The organism is Levilactobacillus brevis (assembly GCA_021383565.1).
Taxonomy (GTDB): domain Bacteria; phylum Bacillota; class Bacilli; order Lactobacillales; family Lactobacillaceae; genus Levilactobacillus; species Levilactobacillus brevis_B.
On sequence record CP079700.1, the window covers coordinates 26,592 to 40,035 of the forward strand.

The following is a 13,444-nucleotide window of genomic DNA, read 5'->3' on the forward strand; positions in this document are numbered from 1 at the left end:
ATGCCTTCCGCTTCGCTATTTCAAATTTTATACTTTGACTTAACGTTTCTTATATGATATAGTTTCGGTGATTATTTCTAATATGATTGGAGGGATCGTTATGTCTCAAAGTAACTTAGAAAAACAAGAAGCTAAATTAAAAGCCCTTAATCAAAAAATTAAGGACGAAAAAAATAAGATTGAACAACGGCTAGGTAAACAAATCATCAGTCAAGCCAATTTAGATTATGCTAATTTGTCTAACGATCAGATTAAGCTTTTAGCCAAGCAATTTTCTGAATTTTTAAAGGTAAAGTCCGTAGATCGTTAGCCATACGAGATGGGGAAATTCCATGTCTAATAAATATGAAAAACTAGTCGAGCAGCAAGCGCGTTTAAAACAAAAAATTGAGCGGGAAGATTTTAAATTACGACAATCTAAATACTATGAAAATCGGCAAGCCCGCAAAGCCCGTTCTCGTCGATTAATTCAAAAAGGGGCTTTATTAGAAAAGTACTTTCAAGCTAATAACCTCTCGGTCGAACAAACCGAAGAACTTTTAAAAACATTTGCTGACTATGTTAACGCCCATAAACCGGATAAATTAAAAAACGATCAACCTAATAACTAGGCCGATCGTTTTTATTTTCAGGATTGTTTTTTGGCTTAATTTCTGGATTGTGTTTAGCAAAGTCTTTTAACTGTTTTTGAATTCTTTGTGTAAGCTCGGCTTTACTTTCTTTGTGCTTCCTTTTACTTGATCGCTGTTGAATTATCTTTTGACCCTTACTTCTTCTTTTTGATTTTAGATCAAGCGTAAAATCTGAAATTTTATTTTGATCTAGCTTACTTAAATGACCGATTTCTTTAAAGTTTAAACCGGCTTTGGGAAAGCGATAAATATTACCAAGATCGACCCAGGAAGGTTTCTTCAACCCAGCGGATTGCCAATCTTGAATCGGATAATATTGTTGCTTGATATAAGCCGACTTCTTTTCATACTGAAGTAATTTTAAAAGCCTCGACCGTCTGCTCTGATACCCGACGAATTAAAACTGGTCGAGACTTGCCACCGTTAGTTTCTACAAAACTAACGTATAGGCTGACTAAGTCATTAGTCCTCATCTGGATCGTTGAGCCAATCAGCGACCTCTTTAGCGTCTTTGAACTCGGTGACTGGTGTCCCTTCGGTCGCCTTTAAAAAGCGTAAATTAGCTCTTTCTTCTTCGGTTAAAGACGCATTAAAAGGTAAAGCACCATTAGCAACAATCCGCTTGTAAAACATGTTAATGGCCGTGGTTGGATTTAAGCCCAATTCGCTTAAAACTGCTTCGGTATCATCGGCCAAATCTTTATCAATCTTGACTTGGACCCGTTTCTTTTCCTTAACTGCCATGATTGTCTCATCTCCTGTCTTTTGCTACTACCATTATACTACCTTTTGAGTACCTTATCAATAGATAAAGCCCTGGCCTCAAATCACTTGAGCTTGGCGTTGATCTAAAGGCTGAATTTTTGAGCTGGGTAGCTCTGGCACTCATTTAAAAGCCCCTATTCTTCTGTTTAAGCCATTTAAATCTAGGGACTGTCTGAAAACTTAAAATTCAGGTACAATCTGAGGAAAAACGAATCGAGGCATTCCGATGACAACACCTAAACGATACGAACTGGAAGATGCTCAGTGGGACCGAATCAAAGGATACTTCCCGCCATACCGGACTGGCCGTCCATCAAGCCTAGACAACCGTACCGCCCTCAACGCTATCCTCTGGCTCATGCGCAGCGGGGCTCCTTGGCGTGATCTACCTGAACGCTATGGCTCTTGGAAAACGGTGTATAGTCGCTTCCGAGCCTGGGTAAGTTCAGGCTTGTTCGAACAGGTTTTTCTCGAATTGATTGACGATCCCGACATGGAAAACTTGAGCTTAGATTCAACGATCGTTCGAGCGCATCAAAAGGCCACTGGGGCAAAAAAAACGCCGAATGTATGGTCGAAAATCAAGCTATTGGACTAAGTCGAGGTGGCCGAACGACCAAGATTCACGCACTCGTTGACGGATTAGGGAATCCCTTGGGTTTTCGCCTAACAGGTGGTCAAGTACATGATAGCCAAGTTGCCAGTGAGTTGCTGGAAGGCTTCGATATTTCTCAATCAAATATTATCGCGGACAAAGCCTATGGCACCGCGAAACTTCGCCAGTATATTGAAGATAAAGCAGGCGTCTATACCATTCCGCCAAAGGAAAATACCAAAGACAAGTGGACCTGTGATTACCACGTTTATTGTGAGCGCCATTTGATTGAGAACTTCTTTAATCAGTTGAAGAACTTTCGTAGGATTGCAACGCGTTATGATAAGCTCGCTCATGTTTATCTGGCTACGGTCTACATTGCCTCAATTTGCATCTTACTTAAGTAGTTTTCAGACGGACCCTAGCTTAAGCATAAAGGAGGTTAGTAAGTCTTAAAACCGCTTATAAAGGATTTTGCAGCCTTTTAGGACTAGTAGTACAACCCACTGTTATCGTTGTCGGCCGACTTTTCTTCTTCGGGGTGTTTGGCCGCATATTCTCTAGCCGCTTGTTTATTCCACCAAACGCCAAATAGGTTTTGCATGGTGCCGTACAGGTAATTTTCCACGTTCTTGATGTGCTTCTCATTACTTCTTAGGACGTTAAAGTAGCGTCTCAAGGCTTTAGTCATTAGCGGTTTAAGTTCTTCATCATCAAGTGGGATTATGACGCCAATATCTTTGTGATCTTTCTCAACTCGGTACTTAGCATTTAAGATAATGCCAATGAAGCGCCGCATTTGTTGCGGGGTACGGCACCAAAAACTAAGCAGTCATGTTACAGCACCCAAGTAAAAGCTACGAAGATAAAAAACATTCATCCTCAAAATATGTAACCTAGAAAAAAGGCCTCCAGTGTTAAACCGGGAGCCTTTTTTAGTATACCAATTTCTACTTCACATAAGGCGGCTTATCCCAAGTAACCCACATTCACCGCGGTACTTCCACATTCCGTTATTTTTTGATTGTGAACTTGTCCAAAAAAGAAGTGATATAGGTCGCAGATTGGTTTTAATTGGGGAAAGGAAGTTTGTGAAATTTACTGGTATTACTCCTAGACCATTCCCTTAAATTCAACTGTCTCATTCTTTGTATTAACCAAAAATTTGCCAACACTTCCCCGATACTTCACTGATACTTTAAATGAATACTTGTAATTTACCCGAGTGTATCGAATACTACTAATTCTTCCCTGATACCCTTGACTACGCAAAACTCTCTTCACTTGGTTCCTTTGTCGCTCAGTAATTCTTGCAGAACTCCGATAGATTGTCTTCTTAACGATTACATCTGGATTCAATGGAACAATGTAATCCTTACATTCCAACAATGCCACCAACTTTCTTTGGAATATTGCTTGACGCGTTACGTTTTTCCATTCAGTTTAGAGGGAGTGACGTTTTGAGCGCAGAATTGTTCCCTGAAATCAGCTATTTGGAATAACTGAACCAGAGTACAATTCTACTACTAAAAGTTTCCCCTTAGTTCGTCGGTCGTTAACGCCCGTCGCTTGTCTGTACAATTGCGGTATTGCTACCACCACTCATTATAAACCTACGTTTTCGGTTTAGCCTACTAAAAAACGCCCTAGAAGGCGTTGATGATACGTATTTATTTTTGTTCGATCACCAACTAATCAATGGCACCAAGCCGAAGCTTCGTTTTACCACCCGCGCCGTTAATGGTCGCGCTCACCATTCACCACCCAGCCGTACAGATAACCTTGTTGTGGTATAGCCAGATTTATTGAAGTCGCCCTGGCAAACGTGTCCCCTTGGATTTAGACCCCAGCTTGTCCCCTAGGGCTTTAAAAATCGCACCGGCCATGTTATAATAGTCGTTAAACAATATGACTTTTATGTGTGGCGCTCACCAATTCCAGTTGGTGGGTGTTTTTTTATGTTCTGTTTTAATTGCACAACTAATAATAGACGCTTTTATGCCAATTGTAAAGGCAAATCGTAAAAGTCTCCTTTTTCAAAATGTTTAAAAGGAGACTAGTACACTAGGATAAAAGGAGACAAGGAGACTAGTGTACTAGTGCCCCTTTTATACAAAAACAGGTCTATATTTAACAGCTTTATGCTTTTATCTCCTAATCTCTTAGTGTATAAGGAGACAAGGGGATTAGTACACTAGTACACTAGTCTCCTTAATTTGTTTTATTTAATGTAAAAGTGTACTATTGCATTAAATACATAAGTGAGGTGTCCAAATGGGATATGTTATTGTAAATGCTCAGCAAAAGGGCGGCGTTGGAAAAACAACCGATACTGTCATGGAAGCTGTTGTTGCCTCTTCATTTTACAACAAAAAAGTTTTAGTTATAGATACCGATTTGCAGGGAAATGCAACACAGTTCTTAGCTAAAACATTTCAAGTTTTGACATTTAATCAATCATTCATGAGCTGTATAGAAGATGGTTCCTTAGAAAAAGGGATTGTTTCTCTTTCTGATAACTTGGATTTAATTGGCTCCGATTACGACACAAGAAAATTTGGAGATTTCCTTGATAATAAATTTTCCAGTATAAGTGATCGAACTTTTTATCTTAGCAAGCTAGTAAACAAAATAAAAGATAGATATGACTACATATTTATCGACGTTCCTCCTTCGACAGATATTAAAGTTGACAACGCCATGGTATGTGCTGATTACATTATCGTTATTCAGGAAACACAACAATTTGCTTTCGATGGGTCTAAACGTCTTGTCTTAACATATCTTCAAACATTAGCAGACGATTTTGGGGATAAAGTTCATTTTCAAGTTGCCGGAATACTTCCAGTCTTGCTACAGGCTAAACGTCCACTTCATCAAAGAATCGTAAAAGAAACAATTGAATATTTTGGAAAAGACAATGTATTCAATAATATTGTAAATAACCATGCGAGATTGGAGTGGTATGCAGCTCAGGGGATTCAGTTTGAAGATTACCATGACAAGCGCGTTTGGGGACTATTTGCTGATATATTCTCTGAACTGGAATTAAGAATCAAGTCCTTTGAAAATACAGGAGATATAGAAAATTTCACTTATGCTCATCAGTTTATAACTGGTAACAAGCTTACAAGCAAAGGAAAGGCGATGACTGTCAGTGGCTTTGATCAAGCGAAATAATAATCAGCAGGTTACCATTCAAAAAAAAGCTAACGTTTCAAGAGATTTAGACGCTTCTAAATATAAGAGCTATCAGCGGAAGACACTGAAGGTTGATCCTCCAGTTTACGAATTAGTAAAAACAATTTCTTACGTAACAGATGTGAAAATGTATGATCTCGTTCGTGAGATGGCAAATATTTATCTAGAGAAAAATGTAGATGTCCGTGACCGTGAAAATATAATTCGAATGATAAACCAAAAAGGAGATTAGGAGATTAGGAGATTAGGAGATTAGTCTCCTATTCTCTCAGACGACACGTTCACTTTTTAGACGTATACTTGTCCGTTTAAATGAAGTAGAATGTACACAAAAAAGGCCACCCACCTCGTAATGAGATGAGTGGTCATTTGGTTGTGTCAATCTTGAAGGATTAACTTAATCCTAGCACTATTTACTTTTGAGTTCACGTACATCGCCTTCAACATTGTCTAGGCGTTCGTTGATAACCTTATGCTCACTTCTACTAGCAATAAATTCTTCACGTAGGGTAGTTTGCGAATCAAACAACCGTTCAATTCGCTGGCTGCTATCCTTCATACTTTGGGCAATGTCTTGCAGCCTATCCGTAAAAGGTTTCATGATAGATTGTAAAATTAATCCGAACGCTGTTCGGACAAAAAAGATCAGCTTCCTTTAAAATGGTGTTTACCACAAACCCATTTTTTAGGAGCTGATCTTTTGTCTAGTATAACCTATTCTGAACGAATTAAAATTGAAACCTTTTGTGAGCTAGGACTGACCAATATCCAAATGGCTGAGCGGTTAAAACGATCTCCGTCTACGATTTCTTATGAATTATCTCGTTGTCAACCTTATCAAGCCGAATTAGCACAGGCCAACGCTGAATATAAACGGGCGCATTGTGGCCGAAAAACTAAACTGAATGCCAAATTAAAGCAAACCATTCTAAACCATTTACGTCTAAGCTGGTCACCAGAAGTGATTGCGCATGAGCTTAAACTAGCCACTAAATCTATTTATAATTGGCTATATCAGGGGAAAATTGAATTCTCCTTGAGTGAACTACCTGAACATGGGCTACGCTAACGGCGTAACCTTGACCAACGTTCTAAATATAATCAATCATTAGGGCGTTCAATTGAACAACGACCAATTGTGATTAACCAACGTAACCGCATCGGTGATTTTGAAATAGATACAGTGGTTGGACCTCGTGGACATAGCAAGGCTGCTTTATTAACGCTAATTGATCGCAAATCACGTTTTCTTTGGGCTTACCGATTAAAAGATCGGACAGCGGCGACTGTTAATGAAGCCCTAACTATGTTTCTAACAACTTTTAAGGGACCGGTACACACCTTTACTGTCGATCGTGGAACTGAGTTTAGCAATCTAGTGTCATTTGAACCACAATACGGTATTCAGACCTATTACTGCCATGCTTACACGCCCGCTGAACGCGGCAGTAATGAACGATTCAATCGGAACTTACGTTATTTTTACCCTAAGGGGACTTGTTTTGAGCACATTAGTGCTCAAGATTTAACAACGACGTTACTCGAAATTAACCAGCGCCCCCTTAAAGTACTTAACTGGCAAACACCTTACCAAGTGATGCTGACTAATTTGTCAAAAAATTCGGATTAAATTTGCAATCTACCATTTAAATTAACGCGTAGTGCTAGTCTCGTAACAATTAACTGAATGGAATTAAAAACTGGATCAAACTGCATGAAAAAAGCCCGCATTTGCGGTAACTTCTAAGGCGACTAAACCAGAAAGAAGAATCGTAAATGCAAGGCCGCCTTAAAGTTAGCTCTAAATCCAATTTAATTCAAGTAACTATTCAGAAATTTATCAAAATTGTTTCGCCGCTCTATCGACATTTGCCGAAATCAATTCGTTTTCGCCAAAATTATCGGCAATTAAAAGTCGCTGATATCACGATCTTAGCCTGCATGCTGACTCGAATTGAACTGCGTGATCCTTCAGAAACACACTTTCATCAAATGCTGGTCAAGTCCGGAATTATTGTGCCAGAACGTAGTCGTTATAACCGCCGCTGCCGCGATTTAACGTTTGCTATGAAGCTTGTTCGCAAACAACTATTACGCAAGAACCAGCCAAAAACAACCTATGAAGTCATTGACAGTGCACCAATAACTTTAGTTTCAGCCAGACGCAGTAATCAAGCCAAAGTTTTACGGGGTATTGCCCATAAGGGGTTTAATGCCACTAAAAATGTGTATTATTATGGCTTCAAACTACATGCGATCATGAACAACTCAGGCTATTTCCTTAACTGGGAATTGACACCAGCTAATGTAGACGACCGGTATGTTGCCGAAGAACTCTTGACCAGAACACCAGCACATCAAGTTTTAGCTGACGGCGGCTACCTCAGTCGTTCATTACAAAAGCGGCTAAAGTCAGAAGGTATGAATTTTTGGTTTCCATTGCGCAAAAATATGCGGGCTGCTAAACAAGTCAATTCGTCATTTCTGAAGGATCAACGCCGAAAGATTGAAACAGGGTTCAATAATCTGAACATAGTGGGCCATTTTGAACATCCTGGAATCCATACCTTAAGCGGCTTAGATAGTCGTTTAACTACTATGTTTCTATGGAATGTTATCAATGTTCATAATCAATTAGTGCATGGACGAAGTGGGTTAAAACTGACGATTAATTGAAATATTACAGAACTAGCACTACACGTTAAATTAATAACACACTATTTTAAACGTCTGATTGATTACTTATTGATGTTACATTTAGCGTTTACAGTTACTTAAAAATGAGTTACAATCACAAGAAGTAATGAATTCATCATTCTTAAAATATGAATTTTTAAAGACAAATCATATGGAGATGTTTAATAAAATGAATTCCAAATATCGATTACACTATAACTACTCCAAAAAACGCAATTCGATAGCAGGACTCATTCTGTTTTCGGTTGGGTTAGGATTGAGCTTTACGCAAGTTACACAAGCAAAGGCTGAAGTCATGTCTAGTGACAGTGAAAGCTCAAGTGAGAGCTCATCGGCTGTTATGCAAGTACTTCATAATAAAGAAGTTGCTTTGAAAGCGTCTACAACGTCAGTGACACAAGCAAAAGCGGAAGCTACCGCTACAACACCTAAATCGTCGGCAACAGACTCCCAAGTATCATCTACTTCAGCACAGCAACCCACGATTGCTGTTCAAGATGACCAGTCGTCAGCTAATACTTCATCAGATAAACCGTCAACAACAGTCGCCGCTACATCAAAGAGCAAACTTTTAAATACAACCACACCAGTTATCACCAAATCAACTAATGTCGATGCGTCAGAATCATCGGGTACCTCAGAAAACACCACATCAAGTACTAATAATACCGCTAGTTCTGGAGATGATGACCAAAGTGTTGATATGAACGGAATTCATCACTATATTCCACTCCATCCTGAACGTGGCGCTGATCCGAGTGATAATCGGTGGGGGGCTCTAATGAAATACTGGGATACTTGGTACGGAGTAGGTTATCAAGTATCTGATTCGAAGCCAGCCTTAAGTGCTCCAGGGAACCTAATTTGGCCAGGATCTGGGAGCACAGCAGTCTGGCCAGTAGGATCTGACTACGCATCAATGAATCGATTCATTACTCGAACAATTGAATACCGTGACAAATCAACAGGAGAGTTAATTACCGGTGTAACTCCAGTTGTTCAAAAGGTTCATTATGGAGTTGCGTTTGTGATGGATTTAGTTACTGGCGAAATTTTAGGATATATGACACCAAATACGAATGGTACATTTCCTGATAAACCAACGATTCAACATCGTGCTGATGCATGGTATGTTATTGGAAATAGTAACTTTACAGCCGTGACTTCTCCAGACTTATCTGCCAACGGTTATGGGCAACCTGATATAACCGTGGTAACTTCATCGTCAGTTACCGCTGACGATACGGATCAGACAATTGTCGTTTTCTACACAAAACCGACGCCAACGACTCCTACAGAACCTTCCCAACCCGCGCCTAGCATCCCAACCAGTCCCAACCAACCGCAGCAGCCGATCACGCCTAATTTTCCAACTAAACCAATTAAACCAACTAAACCAATTAAACCAACTAAGCCAATTAAACCAACTAAGCCAATTAAACCAATTAAACCAATTAAACCAACTAAAACGACTGACCTGATTAAAAACAACTCTAATAAAGATGATTCAGATTCATTAGTTAATAGCGATAGACAAGGGCTAACTACCAAAGAAACTTTGGCTTCTAAAAAACAAGTAGCACTACCCCAAACTAATGAGAGATCAGAAAATTCGGTTTCAGTTTTAGGCGTCTTACTACTAGTTTTAGGCAATTTAACCGGTTGGCTGATCTTCAGAAAAAGTAAGAAAATCAATTAAGTAAGTGACAAAGAATTTAAGCATAGTTCTGATAAGAACAAGACTTTATTAATTGGTCTATGTACTTTTGTCAGCACACTATCACTGAACATAATTAAACACAAGGCTGACTTTCTTATAGTTGAGTTAGTCCGTTTTGTGTTATCGAATTGTCAAATCAAGTGCAACACCAAGTTGAATAAAAAGCCCCATAGCGGGTACAATTACTTAACGACCAAGAAAAGTAAAGGGGTGCTCGCTTTAGGCAATCACCATCCTACGGCTCTTATGATGTAATTATGGTCAACCTGTTCGCTATAATTATCTCAAAGGAGTCTTTTATTATACCCACTAAATCTTCTAGCAATTGGATGTAAGCTGATTCCTGAGACAACTTTTAAGAGAGCGTATAATGAATAAATCGTCTCTCAAAAGGAAGGAATTTTTGGCAAATTCTATAATTAATCCGAACAAAAATAAAAAAAGGCCCAAAGCAATCCCTTACAATGGTAGTAGTTAATTCCAACCAGTTATAAGGAGTGATTACTTTGGGTACTTCTACTTTATCACGTTTTCAACGTGGTGCGCTAGCTCAACTGGTCAGTGAAGGCCATCATACTTACCAAGATATGGCTGACGCCTTAGGCGTTGCCAAATCAACTATTAGCTATGAATTAGATCGGGTCAAACCCTATGATCCCGAATTAGCGCAACAAGACGCAGATCATAAAAGGCGGGCTTGTGGTCGCCATTCAATTCTAACGCCATCATTGACAATTTTAATTACCAACCACCTACGTTTAACTTGGTCACCAGAAGCGATTGCGACAGCTTTTAACCTGAGCACCGCTTCAATTTATAATTGGCTTAAGCTTGGCTGGTTACCTTTCAACTTGGCTGATCTACCTAATCGAAATGTCCGACAGCGCCGAGCTAATGAGCATCGTGGCACATTTACAAGTGGGACTTCCATTGAACAACGACCAAAATCTGTCAATCAGCGATTAGCTTTTGGTCATTGGGAAGTCGATACGGTACTTTCTAGCCGAGGTCAGTCACGAGCATGTTTGGTCACTTTTGTAGAACGTAAAACCCGACTTCTATGGGCTATCAAAGCCCCTAATCGCACCGCCAAGACCTTAAATGATACCTTTGGAAAGTTTATGGGGACCTGCGGTTCCCAAGTGAAATCTATAACTGTTGATCATGGTAAGGAGTTTGCCGATTATCGATCCATAGAACAAGACTATCAGATTAAAGTTTATTTTTGTCACCCGTATTCACCATGGAAACGGGGATCCAATGAATATTTCAATCGACGGTTACGTTGGTTTTTCCCGAAAAAGACTAACTTTGACCAGATAACGACTGATGAAATCCTAGCAGCACTTGAGCTTATTAATCAACGACCATTAAAAATCCATCATCAACAGACTGCCATTGAAAGTTTCCGGGCTTGTTCGGATTAAACTTGTAATTTGCCAATTACTTATCCAAAATGCACTAACCTCTATTAGTTTTATTTCCATATATCTGTTATTTCACTCCTATTTAAATTTTTTCTTCACTGCCCTGCTTATTTAATGAGAAATTTATCTATACACACTGAATTTCTTTCGATACCGAATAAAGGTTGTCCGCTTAATCCCAGTATTTCGAGCCACATCCACATCGCTCATACCATTTTGATAAAGTTTAAAGGCATGTAACAAACGGGGATCATCTTCAGCGTATTGAGGCTTGCGACCATGATATTTGCCCTGCTGTTTGGCTAGGGAAATCCCTTGTTGCTGACGCTCAATGATCCGCTTACGTTCACTTTCAGCTTGGTATTTATAAAGTTCAATAATGAGGTTGGTCATGAGTTGACGTAAATTGGGGTCAGCAATCCCCGTCATGGACGGCAAATTCAACACATCTAGGGTGGCCCCCTTATTTTGAATGGTGTTCATAATCTTAGTTAAGTCCTGGTTGTTTCGGCCCAAGCGGTCTAATTCAGTAACCAAGACAATATCACCTTCACGGATATAGGCCAGCATCTTTTGCAGTTCTGGCCGATTAGTGTTAGCCCCACTTAATTTATCCGTAAATAATTTATCAACGCCTCTTAAAGCAGCTAACTGTCGATCTAAATGTTGCTCCTTGGAACTCACGCGAGCATAACCGATTTTAGCCATTTTCAAGCCTCCTTTTGGACAGTTCTAATGAACATTTGTAATTCCTAGTATAGCACAGAAACAAAAACGGCCATTAGGGTATACCCTATTGGCTAGATTGGTTTAGTCAAACAAAAATCTTAATTGGTTCCTTATAAGAGCATATAATTCCATCATCACAACTGTCCTGCTATAATTATGGTAAAGGTGGTGGATCTCGACATTGTTGCTGAATACGGCATTGATATTTCTAAACTGTATGACAAGATCAAAAATGTTATCGTTCGGGAAGTAAAGAATATGACCGAATTAGAAGTAATTGAGGTAAATGTGAATGTTGTTGATGTCAAGACAAAGGAGCAACATGAAAAAGATTCGACTTCTCTGCAAGATCGCGTGAGCGATGCCACAGACAAAACGAAGGAAGCCGTCAGTAAGGGCGCAAAGAAATCGAAGGAAACATTAGGTGACAGCATTGATAAAGTAACGTCTGACAATAAATCTAGTCGTGTTAACTAAGGGAGTGAGTAAATATGGGACTTATATGGTCATTAATCGTCGGGGCAATCATTGGTGCCATTGCTGGCGCAATCACTAACCGTGGTGCTGCTATGGGCTGGATTGCAAATATCGTAGCTGGTTTAATCGGTGCGTGGATTGGCCAAGGGCTCCTTGGCACTTGGGGCCCTTCGTTAGCTGGCATGGCATTGATACCATCGATCATCGGGGCAATTATTTTAGTTCTGATTGTTTCATTAGTTGTTGGTCGAACCAGTAAAAAGTAAGGGGGAATTTTATGGACGTCTTGAAAAGTGTATTTAAGTTTATGATTGCTTCTACGCTCATTGTAGGTGGTGTCCTCATCGGTGGCACCGTCTTGGCTGCTAAGAAAGTAGATGGCATTGGTGATACATTGCAACAAAAATTACATGGATAATTAGCCAAATTTATCTGTATTAGGCTTCTTAGAACGTAAATGATTGAGCAATTGAAGATCAGTTAATCAATATTTAAATTTGCAATCTACCTTATAAGTGTCATTCACACTATCTCTTGTAGGATCTCCTTATTAGACAAGCAAATTAAAATGTGGAATAATACTGTTGTAACAAATACATTATGGGAGGTTATATTATGAGTCTAGATGACAAAATTGATAGCACCAAAGATAAGGTAAGTGGAAAAGCTAAAGAAGTTGAAGGCAAGGTTACGAACGACAAGGCCCGCGAAGCTGAAGGTAAGGGTCAAGGTATTCTAGGTAAGGCTAAAGATAAACTGTCAGATGCCAAAGATTCTGTTAAAGATACGGTTGATAACGTAAAGGAAAAGTTAGATAAAGACGATAAATAAATTATCATTTTTAAGAAGACCAAAATCTGGTCTTCTTTTATTTTTTCACGCTTGTTACCTTGTTTTTTCTCCACACTGTAATACGCGGCTTATGTGGTCGCTGCGGCTTTTTACGTTACCACCGTCCATCTTTAAGCTGATGTTCTAAGTCACCCAAGCAACGTGTCTCTGTGCGACTGACAAGGCCAAATCTGCTATTTACCATCTGGCCCATGCCGGCCACCTCCAAATTTTGGGCAAAATAAAAACGCCACGCTATTTAGCACGACGTCTATTATCCTTACACCATCTTATCGAGCCGAGCACCCGCCTGTGCCCACTCCGGAAACTCATACCCGTATTTACTATGAATTAATCATGATATCGCCAC

Annotated in this window: 17 protein-coding genes and 1 pseudogene; 13 read left to right on the forward strand and 5 right to left on the reverse strand. The window is 39.5% G+C overall.

All coding sequences use genetic code 11. The features are described from left to right. Positions 1–82: 82 nt before the first annotated feature. On the forward strand, positions 83–310 hold the full coding sequence (locus KB236_12065) for a hypothetical protein (protein ID UIF30413.1): 228 nt from the start codon (positions 83–85) through the stop codon (positions 308–310). 22 nt (positions 311–332) lie between these two features. Further along, positions 333–611, forward strand: coding sequence for a hypothetical protein (locus KB236_12070; GenBank protein UIF30381.1), 279 nt, complete (start codon positions 333–335; stop codon positions 609–611). Here KB236_12070 and KB236_12075 read toward each other — a convergent pair. Both KB236_12075 and KB236_12080 read right to left on the reverse strand, forming a co-directional pair. Then, complete coding sequence (locus KB236_12075; GenBank protein ID UIF30382.1) at positions 601–915, reverse strand: hypothetical protein; 315 nt, start codon at positions 913–915, stop codon at positions 601–603. The two genes, KB236_12070 and KB236_12075, sit on opposite strands and share 11 nt — an antisense overlap. A 179-nt stretch (positions 916–1,094) precedes the next feature. Beyond that, entirely contained in the window at positions 1,095–1,376 is a 282-nt protein-coding gene (locus KB236_12080; GenBank protein ID UIF30383.1) for a type II toxin-antitoxin system RelB/DinJ family antitoxin, read from the reverse strand. A 247-nt stretch (positions 1,377–1,623) separates the two neighbouring features. Between KB236_12080 and KB236_12085 the strand changes: the two genes are divergently transcribed. After that, a protein-coding gene (locus KB236_12085; protein ID UIF30384.1) for an IS5-like element ISLpl3 family transposase occupies positions 1,624–2,399 on the forward strand; the annotation gives its coding sequence in 2 pieces (ribosomal slippage) (positions 1,624–1,948 and positions 1,948–2,399; 777 coding nt in all). Positions 2,400–2,482: 83 nt separating this feature from the next. On the opposite strand, the gene KB236_12090 is transcribed toward KB236_12085, so the two are convergent. Then, positions 2,483–2,824: a replication protein gene (locus KB236_12090; protein ID UIF30414.1), complete on the reverse strand. Its 342-nt coding sequence runs from the start codon at positions 2,822–2,824 to the stop codon at positions 2,483–2,485. A 1,442-nt stretch (positions 2,825–4,266) separates the two neighbouring features. On the opposite strand from KB236_12090, the gene KB236_12095 reads away from it, so the two are divergent. Together KB236_12095 and KB236_12100 are read left to right on the forward strand one after the other, a co-directional pair. After that, positions 4,267–5,172 carry an AAA family ATPase gene (locus tag KB236_12095; GenBank protein UIF30385.1) on the forward strand — a complete coding sequence of 302 codons (906 nt, stop codon included), beginning with the start codon at positions 4,267–4,269 and terminating at the stop codon, positions 5,170–5,172. Further along, entirely contained in the window at positions 5,150–5,425 is a 276-nt protein-coding gene (locus KB236_12100) for a hypothetical protein (GenBank protein ID UIF30386.1), read from the forward strand. Before KB236_12095 ends, KB236_12100 begins: the two co-directional genes overlap by 23 nt. Positions 5,426–5,602: 177 nt before the next feature. Here the strand turns inward: KB236_12100 and KB236_12105 are convergent, their stop codons facing one another. Beyond that, positions 5,603–5,794 (reverse strand): hypothetical protein, encoded by a 192-nt coding sequence (locus tag KB236_12105; protein ID UIF30387.1) that lies wholly within the window; start codon positions 5,792–5,794, stop codon positions 5,603–5,605. A gap of 99 nt (positions 5,795–5,893) precedes the next feature. Here KB236_12105 and KB236_12110 point away from each other — a divergent pair. The 4 genes and pseudogenes from KB236_12110 (at position 5,894) to KB236_12125 (ending at position 11,037) form a co-directional block, all read left to right on the forward strand. Then, positions 5,894–6,823 (forward strand): annotated as a pseudogene (locus tag KB236_12110) (IS30 family transposase). A gap of 146 nt (positions 6,824–6,969) precedes the next feature. Next, positions 6,970–7,869, forward strand: a complete 900-nt coding sequence (locus tag KB236_12115) for an IS982 family transposase (GenBank protein UIF30388.1) — start codon at positions 6,970–6,972, stop codon at positions 7,867–7,869. Between the two features lie 127 nt (positions 7,870–7,996). Next, a complete protein-coding gene (locus KB236_12120) occupies positions 7,997–9,589 on the forward strand; it encodes a hypothetical protein (GenBank protein UIF30389.1) in 1,593 nt (530 codons plus the stop codon). Positions 9,590–10,116: 527 nt separating this feature from the next. Further along, positions 10,117–11,037, forward strand: coding sequence for an IS30 family transposase (locus tag KB236_12125; GenBank protein ID UIF30390.1), 921 nt, complete (start codon positions 10,117–10,119; stop codon positions 11,035–11,037). Positions 11,038–11,160: 123 nt separating this feature from the next. On the opposite strand, the gene KB236_12130 is transcribed toward KB236_12125, so the two are convergent. After that, complete coding sequence (locus tag KB236_12130) at positions 11,161–11,745, reverse strand: recombinase family protein (GenBank protein ID UIF30391.1); 585 nt, start codon at positions 11,743–11,745, stop codon at positions 11,161–11,163. A gap of 189 nt (positions 11,746–11,934) precedes the next feature. Here KB236_12130 and KB236_12135 point away from each other — a divergent pair, with 189 nt between their 5' ends. The 4 genes from KB236_12135 (at position 11,935) to KB236_12150 (ending at position 13,074) form a co-directional block, all read left to right on the forward strand. Then, entirely contained in the window at positions 11,935–12,243 is a 309-nt protein-coding gene (locus KB236_12135) for an Asp23/Gls24 family envelope stress response protein (GenBank protein ID UIF30415.1), read from the forward strand. A 14-nt stretch (positions 12,244–12,257) separates the two neighbouring features. Beyond that, positions 12,258–12,509: a GlsB/YeaQ/YmgE family stress response membrane protein gene (locus KB236_12140; GenBank protein UIF30392.1), complete on the forward strand. Its 252-nt coding sequence runs from the start codon at positions 12,258–12,260 to the stop codon at positions 12,507–12,509. Between the two features lie 11 nt (positions 12,510–12,520). After that, the gene (locus KB236_12145; protein UIF30393.1) at positions 12,521–12,661 is read left to right on the forward strand and encodes a hypothetical protein; all 141 of its coding nucleotides are present in this window, start codon (positions 12,521–12,523) and stop codon (positions 12,659–12,661) included. Between the two features lie 197 nt (positions 12,662–12,858). Further along, positions 12,859–13,074 (forward strand): CsbD family protein, encoded by a 216-nt coding sequence (locus tag KB236_12150; protein UIF30394.1) that lies wholly within the window; start codon positions 12,859–12,861, stop codon positions 13,072–13,074. Positions 13,075–13,444 lie beyond the last annotated feature (370 nt).

Coding starts and splice junctions, on each gene's coding strand:
- KB236_12065 (UIF30413.1), top strand. CDS start 83: ATGATTGGAGGGATCGTTATGTCTCAAAGTAACTTAGAAAAACAAGAA.
- KB236_12070 (UIF30381.1), top strand. CDS start 333: ATGTCTAATAAATATGAAAAACTAGTCGAGCAGCAAGCGCGTTTAAAA.
- KB236_12080 (UIF30383.1), bottom strand. CDS start 1,376: ATGGCAGTTAAGGAAAAGAAACGGGTCCAAGTCAAGATTGATAAAGAT.
- KB236_12095 (UIF30385.1), top strand. CDS start 4,267: ATGGGATATGTTATTGTAAATGCTCAGCAAAAGGGCGGCGTTGGAAAA.
- KB236_12105 (UIF30387.1), bottom strand. CDS start 5,794: ATGAAACCTTTTACGGATAGGCTGCAAGACATTGCCCAAAGTATGAAG.
- KB236_12115 (UIF30388.1), top strand. CDS start 6,970: ATGCAAGGCCGCCTTAAAGTTAGCTCTAAATCCAATTTAATTCAAGTA.
- KB236_12120 (UIF30389.1), top strand. CDS start 7,997: ATGAATTCATCATTCTTAAAATATGAATTTTTAAAGACAAATCATATG.
- KB236_12130 (UIF30391.1), bottom strand. CDS start 11,745: ATGGCTAAAATCGGTTATGCTCGCGTGAGTTCCAAGGAGCAACATTTA.
- KB236_12140 (UIF30392.1), top strand. CDS start 12,258: ATGGGACTTATATGGTCATTAATCGTCGGGGCAATCATTGGTGCCATT.
- KB236_12145 (UIF30393.1), top strand. CDS start 12,521: ATGGACGTCTTGAAAAGTGTATTTAAGTTTATGATTGCTTCTACGCTC.
- KB236_12150 (UIF30394.1), top strand. CDS start 12,859: ATGAGTCTAGATGACAAAATTGATAGCACCAAAGATAAGGTAAGTGGA.